Source organism: Clostridioides sp. ZZV14-6345 (genome assembly GCF_020657775.1).
In the GTDB taxonomy this organism is placed as follows: Bacteria; Bacillota; Clostridia; order Peptostreptococcales; family Peptostreptococcaceae; genus Clostridioides; species Clostridioides difficile_D.
Map to the genome: position 1 here is coordinate 19,263 of NZ_JAGWCX010000047.1, position 12,596 is coordinate 31,858.

14 protein-coding genes are annotated in these 12,596 nt (G+C 27.2%); 4 read left to right on the forward strand and 10 right to left on the reverse strand.

The genetic code is table 11. The annotated features are described in order from the left end of the window. Positions 1-77 precede the first annotated feature (77 nt). The 3 genes from KGF39_RS13020 to KGF39_RS13030 all read left to right on the forward strand — a co-directional run bounded on the left by KGF39_RS13020 (position 78) and on the right by KGF39_RS13030 (position 3,451). Entirely contained in the window at positions 78-1,436 is a 1,359-nt protein-coding gene (locus KGF39_RS13020; protein WP_227822631.1) for a hypothetical protein, read from the forward strand. Further along, positions 1,429-2,061 carry an OmpA family protein gene (locus tag KGF39_RS13025; RefSeq protein WP_021375530.1) on the forward strand — a complete coding sequence of 211 codons (633 nt, stop codon included), beginning with the start codon at positions 1,429-1,431 and terminating at the stop codon, positions 2,059-2,061. The genes KGF39_RS13020 and KGF39_RS13025 overlap by 8 nt, the downstream gene beginning before the upstream one ends. A gap of 328 nt (positions 2,062-2,389) precedes the next feature. After that, entirely contained in the window at positions 2,390-3,451 is a 1,062-nt protein-coding gene (locus KGF39_RS13030) for a ComEC/Rec2 family competence protein (RefSeq protein ID WP_227822632.1), read from the forward strand. 114 nt (positions 3,452-3,565) lie between these two features. On the opposite strand, the gene lexA is transcribed toward KGF39_RS13030, so the two are convergent. From lexA to KGF39_RS13080, 10 genes are all read right to left on the reverse strand, one after another. Further along, positions 3,566-4,201, reverse strand: coding sequence for a transcriptional repressor LexA (gene lexA / locus KGF39_RS13035; protein WP_227822639.1), 636 nt, complete (start codon positions 4,199-4,201; stop codon positions 3,566-3,568). Positions 4,202-4,304: 103 nt separating this feature from the next. Then, a complete protein-coding gene (locus KGF39_RS13040; RefSeq protein ID WP_227822633.1) occupies positions 4,305-5,432 on the reverse strand; it encodes a tyrosine-type recombinase/integrase in 1,128 nt (375 codons plus the stop codon). A 317-nt stretch (positions 5,433-5,749) separates the two neighbouring features. After that, the gene (locus KGF39_RS13045) at positions 5,750-6,595 is read right to left on the reverse strand and encodes a hypothetical protein (RefSeq protein WP_227822634.1); all 846 of its coding nucleotides are present in this window, start codon (positions 6,593-6,595) and stop codon (positions 5,750-5,752) included. Positions 6,596-6,624: 29 nt separating this feature from the next. Then, positions 6,625-6,996 (reverse strand): ACT domain-containing protein, encoded by a 372-nt coding sequence (locus tag KGF39_RS13050; protein WP_079740067.1) that lies wholly within the window; start codon positions 6,994-6,996, stop codon positions 6,625-6,627. Positions 6,997-7,148: 152 nt separating this feature from the next. Next, positions 7,149-7,409: a stage V sporulation protein S gene (locus tag KGF39_RS13055; RefSeq protein WP_003424039.1), complete on the reverse strand. Its 261-nt coding sequence runs from the start codon at positions 7,407-7,409 to the stop codon at positions 7,149-7,151. Between the two features lie 188 nt (positions 7,410-7,597). Next, the gene (locus KGF39_RS13060; protein ID WP_227822635.1) at positions 7,598-8,542 is read right to left on the reverse strand and encodes an acetyl-CoA carboxylase carboxyltransferase subunit alpha; all 945 of its coding nucleotides are present in this window, start codon (positions 8,540-8,542) and stop codon (positions 7,598-7,600) included. Between the two features lie 20 nt (positions 8,543-8,562). Next, a complete protein-coding gene (gene accD, locus KGF39_RS13065) occupies positions 8,563-9,417 on the reverse strand; it encodes an acetyl-CoA carboxylase, carboxyltransferase subunit beta (RefSeq protein ID WP_054273915.1) in 855 nt (284 codons plus the stop codon). 14 nt (positions 9,418-9,431) lie between these two features. Beyond that, complete coding sequence (accC, locus tag KGF39_RS13070) at positions 9,432-10,793, reverse strand: acetyl-CoA carboxylase biotin carboxylase subunit (protein ID WP_227822636.1); 1,362 nt, start codon at positions 10,791-10,793, stop codon at positions 9,432-9,434. Positions 10,794-10,808: 15 nt separating this feature from the next. Continuing rightward, positions 10,809-11,261 (reverse strand): acetyl-CoA carboxylase biotin carboxyl carrier protein, encoded by a 453-nt coding sequence (gene accB / locus KGF39_RS13075; RefSeq protein WP_227822637.1) that lies wholly within the window; start codon positions 11,259-11,261, stop codon positions 10,809-10,811. A gap of 269 nt (positions 11,262-11,530) precedes the next feature. Next, on the reverse strand, positions 11,531-11,977 hold the full coding sequence (locus tag KGF39_RS13080) for a hypothetical protein (protein ID WP_227822638.1): 447 nt from the start codon (positions 11,975-11,977) through the stop codon (positions 11,531-11,533). A 272-nt stretch (positions 11,978-12,249) separates the two neighbouring features. Between KGF39_RS13080 and KGF39_RS13085 the strand changes: the two genes are divergently transcribed. Then, complete coding sequence (locus KGF39_RS13085; RefSeq protein WP_054273919.1) at positions 12,250-12,528, forward strand: hypothetical protein; 279 nt, start codon at positions 12,250-12,252, stop codon at positions 12,526-12,528. Positions 12,529-12,596 lie beyond the last annotated feature (68 nt).

Consider the following 12,596-nt stretch of genomic DNA (forward strand, 5'->3'; position numbering starts at 1 on the left):
TTTGTTTATTTACGTATTTTCTTAGTAACTTGTACGTATAAATTATAGATAAATAAATTATAAGGTAGGGGATAAGATTGAGTAACATAATAATGAATTTGATAGAGTCAATATTTACTAATCCAATAACTATATTGTTTTTACTTGCAATAACTGTGTATTCTGTTTTTAAAATAATAGAAAATAACAGAGTATACTCATTTGTAAGTTCAAAATTAGAAGAAATCAATAAGGATTATAAAACGAGTGAGTTTTATAAAAAAGTAAGGGATGATTACTATGTATATAGTAAAGAAAACCCTTATGCAGACGTAAATATAACTTCATTCATAGAAGAAGTTGTATCAGATTTAAAGCATAATAATTTGCCATTGTTAGAGAAGATTAGAAGCATAAAAAATTCATCTTCAATAAGTATATTGCTTGGAGTCTTAGGTACATTTGTTGGGCTTTCTACAATGCTTTTATGTGTTGATACTAAAGACATTATAAATTCACTTCCTTCAACTATTAGTAGTATGCAAACTGCATTTACAACCAGTATATTTGGAGTTGTATTTTCTCTAATTATAGGTTACTTTACTAAGATAAAAGATTGTGAACATGTTTTGATACAAATAATGTTAAAATCTGAAAATTTACTAACATCTGAGATAACTCATTTTAAATCAGAAAGAATTGATTTAAAAATAGAAGAGGTAAAAAATACAATAAAACAAATAAGTAAGTCTATAGAAGCCATTGAAAAATTTGATAAAATATCTAAAGATTTAAACGACTTTAATGATGAATTTATTAGTGGTATAGAAGCTTTAAAAAGCCTTTTAGAAGGTTCTCAGAGTTCTATTAAGACATTTGACCAGAGCGTAAGAAAATTAGATAAACAGTTTAATATTTTAAATATAAAATTTGTAAAACTGTTTGATAAATATGATAATCAAGACAATATAAATAAAGAGATTTTATTTGACATAAAAGAATCTTCAAAGAATATATATAATGCCACTGAAAGCCAGTTCAAAATTAGAGATTATATAAAAAATATAAATGCAGGATTTGCTCTATATGAAAGAAGTGCTCAAGATTTATTAACTAAATTAATGACTCATGAAAATAAAATATCTCAAAATCAAAAAATCCTTTTAGATGAAAAATTTACATTAGATGACTCAATAAAAAATCTTTCAAGTATTATTGAAAACTTTTCTAATGACCTACAAGTTAAACTGGATATAATGTTTGAGAATTCTTTAGATATTCAAGATAAATTAGATGTTATGTTTAATAACTCTTTTATGCACGATGAAGTTCCTCTTGATAGTGAAGAATTATTTAAAGATGATGTTGATGGTGTATTTAATCCTTTTAGCGAAGAGATTTATGAGATAGAAGATAAAGAAATAAAGGTCGTAGGTGAGGATGAGTTAAATGAATAATAAATATAGAAGAACTGTTAACAGAGAATTTGAAAAGAGTAGCTTTTGGCCAACATTTACAGATTTATTATCTACTGTATTGATGGTTGTGATTCTTATCCTATTTAGCTCAGAAAGTATTTCAGGTTCTGTCGAACAAGATTTAGCTAAAAATGTTAATGCTTCTGTTGAAGAAACCTTTAAAAAAAGTGGAATACCTGTGAAAGTAGATAAATCTAATGGTCAAGTAACTTTTGGTGAAAGAACTATGTTTGATGTAGATAGTGATGTTTTAAAACCAGAAGCTAAAGAGATGTTAAAAATGTTCGTTCCAAAGTACATAGAAACTATTTATAAAGATTATGGTGATTATATATCCAAAATAGTTATAGAAGGTCATACAGATGATGTGGGAAGTTATATATACAACTTAGATTTATCGCAAAGAAGAGCATATAGCGTTGCTAAATTTATAGTAGGAGATGAAATAGGCGACTATAAATACAAAGATAAAGTGACTAAACATATTATTGCAATAGGAAGATCAAAAGCTGAACTCATAAAAAATGGTGATAATAGCGTAAATAGAGATGCATCTAGAAGAGTAGAACTAAAATATGAAATAAATATTAATCAAAATAAATAATTAAATTTTTATAAAAAAAAAGAAGGCAATTGGTGTGAGCTTTAAGCCTTCTTTAAGGAAAAAGTTTATTTATTTTTGTTGATACTTAAGATATTATAGTTTTTAGAGGAAATTTGCAATATCTTAAGCATAAATGGTCGTTTAAAATGCATAACTGGATACTACTGATATAAAATATTTCATTTTATATAACATAAAACTTATATGGTGTCAATTTTCTATGTTATTGTACTATAATCTGTTATTTACAATATTATGTAAAAAAATATCATAAAAACGCATATCATGTTATAATTACTAGTGTATTATGAATATGGAGGCGTAGTTTGTGATAGAAAGAAGTATAAAAAATAAAAAAAATTCTAAAATTAAAGCTTTGATACTTTTATTGATAGTATCTATATCGATTTATTTAACCGGTTGCGCTACATCAGACACTGGAAATAGTCAATCAAATAATCAGGATTCTTTATCTAGTAGTATATCAAGTGATAAGAATGTAAAAATTCATTTTATTAACACTGGAAATAGTGATGCAATATTAATTCAAGATGGCAAAACTTTTACATTGATAGATGGGGGAGATAACGATGATGAGAATTTAATGGTAAACTATCTAAAGAATCAAGGTGTAAAAGATATTAAATATCTTATAGCTACCCATTCTCATGCAGACCATTTAGGAGGACTTGATTCTGTTGTCAAAAATTTCAATATAGAAAATGTTTTTGTATCGAATGGCTCAGCTGAAACAAAGAGTTATAGAGATTTTATAAATGCTTTGGCAAATAAGGATTTATCTCCAAGTGTACCACTTGAAAATAACAAGTTTTATTTAGAAGATTCTTATTTTGAAGTTTTAAATACAAATGGAGGAGACACTACTAATGAGCAATCTCTAGTTCTTGTATATACTAATGGGAATGATAAAGTTTTATTTACAGGTGATGCCGAAGAAGCTACCGAAAAAGAAATACTACCTAAGATTGAGAAAGTAGACCTTTTAAAAGTAGCTCATCATGGTTCTCGTAGTAGTTCATCTCAAGCTTTTTTAGATAAAGTAGACCCTGAATATGCAGTTCTTTTAGTAGGCAAGGGTAATTCATATGGTCATCCACACCAGGAGACAATGAATAAATTAGAAAAAATGGGAGTAAAAGTACATAGAAGCGATGAGTGTTCAGATATAATATTTGAATCAACAGGTGATGGAGTATTTACAAGTTGTAAAGATGGAAGTTATAACAGAGTAGTGTATTTTACTCCAAAAGGGAAGAGTTATCACTCTACAAAAAATTGTAGTGGGCTTTCAAGAAGTAAAAAAATATTATCAGGCACAATTGCAGAAAGTAAGAAAAATGACCCATGTGATATATGTTATGGAAAATAATAAACAGAGTAACCAATAAAAAATAAAATAAATACATAAAAAAATAAGCTATAATCAATAGATAACACATTTTATCTATACGAGTAGCTTATTTTTTTAAGTATTCTTTAATAGCTATTTAATAACTCTAAATACACCAGTTACAATACCTACAATTTCAACTTCTGAGTCATTGAGCATAATTGGTTCCATAAAATCATTTTCTGGCTGAAGTCTTATTAAATCTCCTTCTTTAAAAAATCTCTTAACTGTAGCAGATTCACCATTTATAAGTGCAACTACTATCTGAGAATTCAAGGCTGTATTTTTTTTATCTACTACAACGTAATCTTCATCTAAAATTCCTGCATTAATCATACTTTCGCCTTTTACTCTTAATACAAAATTATTACTGCCCTTTACTAAACTGGCAGGGAATGGAATGTATTCCTCTATGTTTTGTTGAGCTAAAATGGGTTCTCCAGCTGTTATTTGACCTACTAAAGGAAGTTCTATTATTTCTTGATTAGCTCCAGAAACATCATTTACTTTACTACGTTCTAAAACTTCAATAGCTCTTGGTTTAGTAGGGTCCTTTCTTATGTATCCCAGTTTTTCAAGTTTATTTAGATGAGAGTGTACAGTTGAAGTAGATCTTAACCCCACAGCAGTACATATTTCTCTTACAGCAGGTGGATAACCTTTTAATGTGATTTGAGACTTTATAAATTCCAATATCAAGACTTGCTTTTCAGTTAGATCTAAATACATAACATCACTCATTTCCAAACATATTTTGTTTTTATTTCCATACACTTTATATTTTTAATTATAACATAATCCATTTATATCTGCAAACATTTGTTCCTGATTTTTAATCGTCCTCAATCCATTCAAAATTCTTAACTATATCACGTTTTACGTTTTTCTTGTGGGCTGCATAAAGCTGAGTGGTTGTTACATTATCATGGTCAAGTAAATTTTGAACATCATATATAGAAAATCCAGTTTGGATTAGAGAAGTCGCTGCTGTTGCTCTTAGTTTATGAGGACTATATCCGTTATCTCTAGTAGTATCAAGTGGGATAGAAGTATATTTTTTTACTAGTGTTCTTATAGCTTTTGCTGTTATTCTCTTATTTTGAAGAGATAAAAATAAAGCATCTTTTTCTTCATCATTTAATAAATCATCTCTTGTTCTTTCATTTTGCAAATAATCTTTTATTACATGTTCACAAGTGTGATTTATAGGCATTAAAACTTCTTTTCCACGTTTTCTATATATTTTAAATTCACCTCTTGAAAAATTGAAAGAGGAGATATTGAGTTCTCTAAGTTCATTTAATCTAAGCCCATATGTAACAAATAAGGCCAATATAGCTTTATCACGTAACCTAGTTTTTCTCCAGTACACTTTTTCTTTTTCTGTAAGTCCTTCACCTGTTTCTACTGATTCAAGCATCTTAGCAACCTCATCTATCTCAAGACGCTTAATAGCATCTGGTTGAGGCTTAGGAAGCTTTATTGGATTGAATCCATCAGTTATATTGTTATCTATTTGGGAGTTTCTGTATAAAAATTTAAATAGAGTAGAGATGGATGATTTTTTTCTTGCCAAAGCTCTATTATTATTTTCAAAAATTAATGTGTTTTTTTCTGTATTTTTATAATATCTACTACAATAGTCACCTAAGAATAAATTTATATCTCTTGATTTTATTGCATTAAAATCATCTTCTGTAATATCCTTTATACAATCTGCATTTGTCAATTCTTTGGTCTCAATCAAATATGAACAGAAAAAATTTATGTCTTCTAAATAAGCAAGTCGTGTGGAAACTGCAACAGAACCCTTCAGATAGATAAAATAATCCTTCATAAATGTAGGAAGTTTACTTTCCAAAAGTAGACATTTTTCTATAAGTTCATTTTCCTTAATGACAATATTATCAGGTTTATCTGATTTGTTATGTACTTTTATAATTTTTTTATCATTATTCAAAATTAAACCTCCTAAAACTAAAATATAAATTTTTTATATTATTTTTTATATAGTTATATTTAGTATAAATATTTAATTTAATCATTTTTTGTATTTTTAAGAGATTAGTAGTGCTTTAATCGAAATCACCACTAACTATTCCCTAAATCCACATTTAAAGACTAGTTAGATTTAAGTACTCTTTTTTTATTTCTCAATATACTTTAAGAATATTTATTAAAATATATTGAGAAATTTTATGCTCTTTTAAAATCTTTTATATCTAATATTTTATACATTTCTAATGAAACTAAATATATAGTAAAATATGTAGTTCTTTAATTAAATTTTTTAAACGGGCTAACTAAGCTAAAAAGATAAGATATTATAAGCGTTACTATTGAAAAAATAAGCCCTATTGCCATAAAAAAACTTACAAATATATTATACTGAACTATTAAACCTGATATATTCAAGTTATCCGGTCCAAGTAAGTATGTGATTAAACTTATCACAAAAATAACTATAACTATAAAACTCAAACCATTTAAACTGTTTTTTAAATCAGCACTACTAAGTGACATATGTGTAGATACAGAATACATTAAAAATATAAATATAAAATACTTAAATGAATATACACTAGGTGTTAACAACATTATTCTTATAAAATTATAAATATCATCTAAAATAATGTGTATAAAACCATTTATATTAAAGTTATTAATCATACTTATGTATAATTTTAAATCTATATTTTGTGTCACTTTCATATAACTCTCTGGCAATAATATTTTAAAAAATAAAATAATCATTATTGTTCCGCCTATAATAGGTGCAATTCCTATAAAGAAATTTCCTATACTTTGATAAAGATTATCTTTTTTATAACTATGACTTACATATCCTAATATACCATCATTTTTACTTTCTATTGGTCTGAAAAACTTAACTGAATTTATTTTGTGCATGAAAATCAAACACATTAACAAATGACTCAGTTCATGAATAAATGTTCCTATAGCTCCAGTTACAATAATTCCAGTTTTTCCAAAAGATGAAAATATAAATCTATTATTTAAATTTTCTGTAATGCTAAAAATCAGTCCAAATACAACAAATATTCCTACGAAACAAAAGATATTTGTTATACTTATTTTTAAAATTTCGATTATATAAATCATAAATTAAAGCCTCATGTAAAAGTATTTAACTACTCTACTTCATATCCATTACAGTTTAAAATTTTACAAGCATTTTCTATATCTTTTTCTTTTATTAAAATATAATCTGTATCATATGTAGAAATTGCAAATATACTTATTTTATTGTCTGCCAACAAACTACTTAGCTTAGATAAAATTCCTACAAGTGAAAAATCTAAAGGACCTAGTATCTTAAGTATTCTCCATTCTTTTTCTGACTTAACATCAGAAGGAATATTATTATTTAAGCATACAATACTCAATTCATCATCAGTTTTAGTTATAGAATAAAAGTTTTCTGTATCTATCCATGTTGGTATTTTGCTATCATTCTTCAATCTACATACTGCATACTCTTCCATAAATAATTTTAATTTCATAATGTATATCTCCTCCAAACTTATTTATTTACTTAAGATTATACATTAAAAATTATATAAAATAAAACATATAAAGTAAAAAAGGTTCACTATAGCATCCTATTTCTATAGTCAACCTTTAAAACTTAATTAAATTCTAATAAAAAGATATATTATCTAGGTTCAATTATAAGTTTAATGGCTGTTTTCTTATCACCCTCGATTTCTATATCAGTAAATGCGGGAATGCAAACTAAATCCATTCCACTAGGTGCAACAAAACCTCTTGCTATTGCAATTGATTTTATCGCTTGATTTAGAGCTCCAGCTCCTATAGCTTGTATTTCTGCAATACCTCGTTCTCTCAGTACTCCAGCCAATGCTCCAGCTACAGAATTAGGATTAGATTTTGATGAAACTTTTAGTACTTCCATTTCAACATCTCCTTGTTAATTTGTTAAAGTATCCATTACCTAAAGTACTAAATCATAATTGCCATTTACTAATTACAATCATCATTTAAAGTATACTTTTATAAAAATATACTTCTATAATCGTTTTAAGAAAACCTTTATTTTTTAAAACCATTTTATAATGAAAAAACTACAAATTTCTTTATATTCTATAAGCATTTTCCAATATTTCTAAATTTATTATATCTTTGAGCTATAATTTCTTCTTTATTCATATCTTTATAATGATTTAATCTTTCTAAAATATAAGCTTTTATTTCCTTTGAAACAGCTTTTACATCTTTTTGTGCTCCTCCAATAGGTTCCTTTATAATATTATCTATTATTTTTAAATCATATAAATCATTACTTGTAAGCTTCATAACATCACAAGCTTCTTTAGATTTAGACGAATCTTTAAATAGAATACTAGAAAGCCCTTCAGGTGAAATTACAGAATAAACTGAATGTTCTAACATACAAACATCATTGCCTACTCCAATACCTAAAGCTCCTCCACTACCACCTTCGCCAATTACAAAAGTGATTACTGGAACGGAAAGTTTACTCATTTCAAGTAAATTCCTTGCAATAGCTTCTCCTTGTCCTCTTTCTTCTGCTTCTAGACCACAAAAAGCTCCTGATGTATCAATAAATGTTATTATAGGTCTATTAAATTTTTCAGCTTGTTTCATAAGTCTTAATGCTTTTCTATATCCCTCTGGATGAGGCATTCCAAAATTTCTTTTTATATTTTCTTTTGTATCTCTTCCTTTTTGGTGACCAATTATAGTGACATTAAATCTTCCTATCTGACCGATTCCCCCAACTATAGAAAGGTCATCCTTAAAAAGCCTATCTCCATGAAGCTCTAAAAAATTAGAACAAATATGTTCTATGTATTCCAACATCGTAGGTCTTTTTATATCTCTACTCAACATTACCTTCTCATATGGTGATAGATGTGAAAAAGCATCTTCTTTAAGCTTTTCCAATTTCTCATTAAGTGAATTTATTTTATCACTTAAATCTATATTATTTGCCTTAGAAATAGTTATTAATTGTTTAATATCATTTTCTAAGACCTTTATTTTTTCACTATTATTTTCAATCAAAACAGTTCCTCCTTTATGCCCTATTTCTTGTGCATAGCAAGAATTTGATATAATACTTCCTTCATTTTTCTTCTATCTACTATCATGTCAATAAAACCTTTTTCAAGTAAAAACTCAGAAGTTTGAAATCCTTCAGGAAGTTTCTGATTTATTGTTTGTTCTATCACTCTTGGACCTGCAAAACCTATCAGCGTATTTGGTTCAGAAATTATAATATCTCCAAGCATAGCAAAACTAGCAGTTACTCCTCCAGTAGTAGGGTCAGTTAGAACTGATATATATGGTAATGATTTTTCTTCAAGTTTAGAAAGTGCTTGAGAAGTCTTTGCCATCTGCATAAGAGATACCATACCTTCTTGCATTCTAGCTCCACCTGAGGCAGAACAAATAATTATAGGTAAATTATTTTCAGCAGCATATTCTATTGAGTAAGTTATTTTTTCTCCAACAATAGAGCCCATACTTCCCATCATAAAATCAGGATTCATTACACAAATAACTGTTTTAATTCCATTTAATCTTCCATAACCTGTGACAACAGCTTCTGATTCGTTTGTTTTTTCTTTATAAGAGTCTATTTTTTCTTTGTAATTAGGAAAATTTAGTGGATTTTGAAATTCTATATCAGAATTAAATTCCATAAAAGTTCCTTTATCAATCAATAAATTTATTCTTTTTCTTGCTCTTAAGCCATAATGTCTTGAACATTTTGGACATACAAATGAATTTTCTTCTATGTCCTTTCTAAATACATGACTATCGCAACCTTTGCAATAAGTCCAAAATTTATCATCTACACTATTCTTTTTAAAGTTGTCATCTAAAGAAATCGTAACGTACTTAGATTCTTTTGATGATAAAAATTTTTTTATCATAATCTATTTACTCCTTATAATGTAGTAAATTCTTTCTTCATAAAGACATCTTCTATAAATTTTGTATGATGAGTATCTTTTCTAAACTCTTCACTTGTTACAAGTGCCTTTTGAAATTCTACATTTGTATTAATACCTTCTACAATAATTTCGTCTAGAGCTCGGTACATTCTATTTATACATTCTTCTCTAGTCTCAGCCCAACATATTAATTTACCTATCATAGAATCATATAAAGGTGGTATAGTATATCCTGCATATACAAAAGTGTCAAATCTAACGCCAAAACCTCCAGGTAAATTTAATGATTCTATCTTACCTGGTGATGGAGCAAAATTCTTTGATGAATCTTCAGCATTTATTCTACACTCAATAGCATGACCTCTAAAAGTAATATCTTCTTGTTTAAAAGGAATCTTTTCCCCATTAGCTATAGATATTTGAAGTTTTATAAGGTCAAGATTTGTTACCATCTCTGTAACTGGATGTTCAACCTGTATTCTTGTATTCATCTCTATAAAATAAAAGTTTTTATCTTTGTCAACTATAAATTCAATAGTACCAGCACCTACATAACCTACACCTTTTACTATATCTACTGCAATTTTATGAAGTTTTTGTCTTTCCTCATCTGAAAGGTATGGACTTAAAGATTCTTCTATTACTTTTTGATTTCTTCTTTGCATAGAACAATCTCTATCACCTAAATGTAATGCATTTGAGTATTTATCTCCAAATACTTGTACCTCTATGTGTCTAGGATTTTCTATAAATTTTTCCATATATAAATCGCTATTAGAAAATGCTGATAGAGCTTCTGAACTTGCCATATCAAAATTAGAAAAAAGTTCTTCTTCCTTTCTAACGATTCTCATACCTTTTCCACCGCCTCCACTTGAGGCTTTTATCATAACAGGATAGCCAATTTCTCTTGCAACTTCTAAAGCTTCTTCCTTAGTTTTCAAAACAGATTCTGAACCAGGAACAACAGGGATATTTAATTCCATCATAGTTTCTCTTGCTCTAGATTTATCTCCCATCAAAATCATTTGTTCTCTTGTTGGACCTATAAAAATAATATTATTCTCTTCACATTGCTTTGCAAATTCAGGATTCTCTGATAAAAAGCCAAAACCTGGATGAATAGCATCACATTTCAATTTAAGAGCAAGGTATATTATATTTTCTATATTATTGTAACTCTTGCTTATATTGTTTGGTCCTATACAAATAGATTCATCAGCTATATATCTATGAAAACAATCTTTATCTATTTCAGAATAGATAGCAACAGTCTTTATACCTAGTTCCTTACATGTTCTGATGATTCTAACTGCTATATCGCCTCTATTTGCAACTAGTATTTTTTTTATCAACTTAAATACCTCCTACTACAATGGTTTTATCTTAAATAAAGGTTGATTATATTCTACTAGTTCTTCATTATCAACTAATACCTCAATTATTTCACCTTTAATTTCACTTGTTATCTCATTCATAAGCTTCATTGCTTCTAATATACATAAAGTGTCGCTTTCTTCAACTACATCGCCAACCTTAACAAAGCTATCTGCATCTGGACTTGGAGAATCATAGAATGTTCCCATCAAAGGAGCTACTACTACTGATAGATTCTCATTAGATGTGACAGGTGTATCGTTTACAACTGGCTTTTCTAAAGAAAGATCCACTACTGATTCTTGTTGTACACTTAAAACAGGTGAACTTGTAGCTTGAACCTTTTTAGATACTTCTAATTTTAAATCGCTACTTTCAAGTTTTACATATTCTAAGCTAGTTGAGTCTATGGCCTTTAATAATTCCTTAATTTCATTGATGTTCATGTTGTTACCCCCTTGTATTATTACCTGGTGCTAATATTATATCACAAAAAACAAATTTATAAAAGAAAAAGTGCTGACTAGAGAATCAACACATCAATATATATTTTAATTTTAAATTAACAACCAGTAACTTATATTTGTTTTAATTTTCCATTATTAATATAAATTATAAGTATAAAATGAATAAAATTCAATATTTTTTGCAAAATACAAGAGAATACAAATTAATACCTCGGGAATTTTTAAGACAAATACCAATATTATGCAATTTAGACTTCGCTTTCTTTCAAATTAGTATCATTTTCTTTATCCTTACATAGGATATACTTTAATTTAGTTATTAAAATATTACTATAGAGGTTAAAAGTTATTAAAATTGCAGGAATTATAAAATAAACTCTAGCACCTATAAAGCCAAAAACTACTGTAGTAAGTATTAATCTTTTATTTAAAGTAAAAAAAGGTATATTAAAAATACTTTTATCGGATGTTTCTGGAGTATAAGAATATATAATTCCAAAAATCAAAGTAAGCATACAAAGTGGAAGTAGTACATAGCTTGAAATTATTCCTAAAAATCCTATACTTTCAAAGTATTTACTAGCACTATTTGTATAAACAAACATGTATCCATTTAAATAAGAGCATATACATGATATAATGCCAAAAGTTCCTCCTAAGGATTGAGTGTACCAGTTAAAAAATTTAGATTCCATATACCTCACCTCCTAAAACTGTATATATAATGATATGCTTTTAAATAATGAAATATATCTTTGATATGATTATGAATAAAATTTTGTTAATTTCATTAATTTATGTTTAAGAAATTTGAAGTATAGTGTAGTATATATTAATGTAGATAAAGTTTTATAATGCTTAATTACGTTATCTTATTATAGATTTAGCACAGGTTTAAAAGTTATTTGTAGGGTTTTATATTTTGTTGAACTGAAAAATTTATTATAAATGAAGGGATGTTTTCGCTTTGATAGATACATTAGAATTCGGTCTTAAAGTTTTATTTTTTATATTATCAATAATTTGGATGGGCAAAATAATGATTTTAAGAACTGATAAGCAAATAGTAATCAATCCTTTGCTTATTGGTATATCTGCGGTTCTTGTGATGTTGCATACCTCACAAAGTAACATTGAATTTTTTGGATTAGATGTTCAGTATATAAGAATAGTTTTGTATGTCATATATTCATTGATAATTTTAATAGGAATATGGTCTACTAACAGAAGAAATGGAATTTTTTAGATAATCTATTTTTATATAGATATTTAAAGGTTGCTAGTAACAAAGCACTAATATTAGTGCTTTGTTAC

Coding starts and splice junctions, on each gene's coding strand:
- KGF39_RS13045 (WP_227822634.1), bottom strand. CDS start 6,595: ATGATTTATATAATCGAAATTTTAAAAATAAGTATAACAAATATCTTT.
- accB (WP_227822637.1), bottom strand. CDS start 11,261: ATGAACATCAATGAAATTAAGGAATTATTAAAGGCCATAGACTCAACT.
- accD (WP_054273915.1), bottom strand. CDS start 9,417: ATGATAAAAAAATTTTTATCATCAAAAGAATCTAAGTACGTTACGATT.
- lexA (WP_227822639.1), bottom strand. CDS start 4,201: ATGTATTTAGATCTAACTGAAAAGCAAGTCTTGATATTGGAATTTATA.
- KGF39_RS13050 (WP_079740067.1), bottom strand. CDS start 6,996: ATGAAATTAAAATTATTTATGGAAGAGTATGCAGTATGTAGATTGAAG.
- KGF39_RS13025 (WP_021375530.1), top strand. CDS start 1,429: ATGAATAATAAATATAGAAGAACTGTTAACAGAGAATTTGAAAAGAGT.
- KGF39_RS13080 (WP_227822638.1), bottom strand. CDS start 11,977: ATGGAATCTAAATTTTTTAACTGGTACACTCAATCCTTAGGAGGAACT.
- KGF39_RS13055 (WP_003424039.1), bottom strand. CDS start 7,409: ATGGAAGTACTAAAAGTTTCATCAAAATCTAATCCTAATTCTGTAGCT.